The sequence below is a fragment of the Vibrio sp. YT-18 genome (assembly GCF_033337345.1).
In the GTDB taxonomy this organism is placed as follows: domain Bacteria; phylum Pseudomonadota; class Gammaproteobacteria; order Enterobacterales; family Vibrionaceae; genus Vibrio; species Vibrio alginolyticus.
The window spans coordinates 1-1,564 of the sequence record NZ_JAWOQO010000088.1; the positions used below are offsets into that span (position 1 = coordinate 1).

Genomic DNA, 1,564 nt, shown 5'->3' on the forward strand with positions numbered 1-1,564 from the left:
TATTCTTCGGCGAGTACGTCCATCACGCGAGCAACGGAAGTTGAACCTGAAATGTTGACTTCTTTCGCCATAGCAGAAGGAAGGGAGACAGCCATGGCTAGTAAAGTTGCCACAGTAAAACGTAACATATTTAAACTCCATATACGGTATAAAGCAGCGCTTATGATATTGCGTTCAGGTTACACTTTTGTGAATCAGAAAAGATTGTTCGAATGTGAAACAGCAGCGTGTTTATCGCGTTATTTGAGCAAAGTGGTGATGTGCGTAGTGTTTCCTCGGAGAGTGAGATGGTAATCTCTGAGAAGTCTGTAAACGGAACGTTGGTGAAGTCAGCCTTAAATGGCGCTTGGGTGTATACTAAAAACTACCTATCAGGAGAACGTCATGTCTGTTTCTCAAATGGCAACCAGCCGCTTATATAAACTGGTTCAGATTCTTTGTTCGGCGCGCAATGCGAATTTGCCGGTAGAGCAAGGAAAATGTCTTTATGAGCCAATTGAAAACGGCGTTGAACTTCACCATGCGCATTTCTTGCTAGATTCACAACACAGTGAATACACCTCGCCAATTGCAAAAATTCTATTTGATTCTCAGACTCAGCTTTGGCGCTTTTATGTTCCCGCCTCTCGCTCAGAAGAAATTCGATGGATTCCTTACAAAAAGTTGCCGCATAGTCACACGCTTGAAGATCTCCTTGCCGAACTTGAAAGCGATCCCCAAGCGTGTTTTTGGGAGTAGGGGATTAACCTCTTACTACCTGATTACGAAAGTCTTTAGGGGTGATGTTGTAAATGGATTTAAACGCGGTACTAAAGTGAGCAGCGCTCTTAAATCCAGATTCAAATGCGATTTCTGTTATCGATTTTTGTGAAACGCGCAGTTGTGTTGCCGCGTAGTTAATACGTTTCACTTTTAATATCTGAGAAAAAGAAAGGTTTTCGGCAGCAAGGCGGCGTTTTAACGTCGCAATAGACATGCTCATGTGCGCCGCTAGGCCTTCTAACGTTATATCCTTCTCAATGTTCTTTTCGATGTACTTAATGGCCTTTTGAGACGCTGTTAGGCTGCTTGCATCGTCAATGATCGAAAGAATGTCGGGCTGAACTTCCACCATAAGAGAAAGTAGCGCCATTGCGATGTGGCTCTGAGTGTAATCAGGTGCATTACGACTGGCTAAAGCCAATAACGTATTCTTAAGCTGTGTGATTTCTGAATTTGATTCTGGCGAGAAAGGGTAGAAGCGTCGGTGTTCTGCTTCTGAATGCAATCCAGGGTGTGCTTTCTTAAACTCGCAAAATAGGCTGATGTCAAAGACTAGCGCTACAGCTTTAAAGCCATTCTCGCCAGGTATGGCTTCTGCACTTCTTAAGTCAGAAGAGTTGTATAGGGTAAAGTCGCCAGCTTGTAGTTCAAATTGTTCGCCATTTGGCTGGTGGACGACTAATGCGCCTTCTTCTACGACATATAAGCCGTTATGGGTGGCGGTGTAACGTTCACTTTTGCGAGCAGTGAAGTGGTTAAAGCGAATGATCTCAATGTTCGGCATATTCGTTCTTATCGTTTT

The 1,564-nt window shown here is 43.7% G+C and carries 2 protein-coding genes and 1 pseudogene; 1 reads left to right on the forward strand and 2 read right to left on the reverse strand.

All coding sequences use genetic code 11. From position 1 onward, the window contains the following. Window positions 1-128, reverse strand: a pseudogene (locus R7M72_RS24510) (phosphate ABC transporter substrate-binding protein); the annotation flags it as partial. Between the two features lie 256 nt (window positions 129-384). Here R7M72_RS24510 and R7M72_RS24515 point away from each other — a divergent pair. After that, window positions 385-738 (forward strand): DUF3024 domain-containing protein, encoded by a 354-nt coding sequence (locus R7M72_RS24515; RefSeq protein ID WP_005462123.1) that lies wholly within the window; start codon window positions 385-387, stop codon window positions 736-738. A 4-nt stretch (window positions 739-742) separates the two neighbouring features. On the opposite strand, the gene R7M72_RS24520 is transcribed toward R7M72_RS24515, so the two are convergent. Further along, complete coding sequence (locus R7M72_RS24520; protein WP_017448088.1) at window positions 743-1,546, reverse strand: helix-turn-helix transcriptional regulator; 804 nt, start codon at window positions 1,544-1,546, stop codon at window positions 743-745. Between the last annotated feature and the right edge of the window lie 18 nt (window positions 1,547-1,564).

Coding starts and splice junctions, on each gene's coding strand:
- R7M72_RS24520 (WP_017448088.1), bottom strand. CDS start 1,546: ATGCCGAACATTGAGATCATTCGCTTTAACCACTTCACTGCTCGCAAA.
- R7M72_RS24515 (WP_005462123.1), top strand. CDS start 385: ATGTCTGTTTCTCAAATGGCAACCAGCCGCTTATATAAACTGGTTCAG.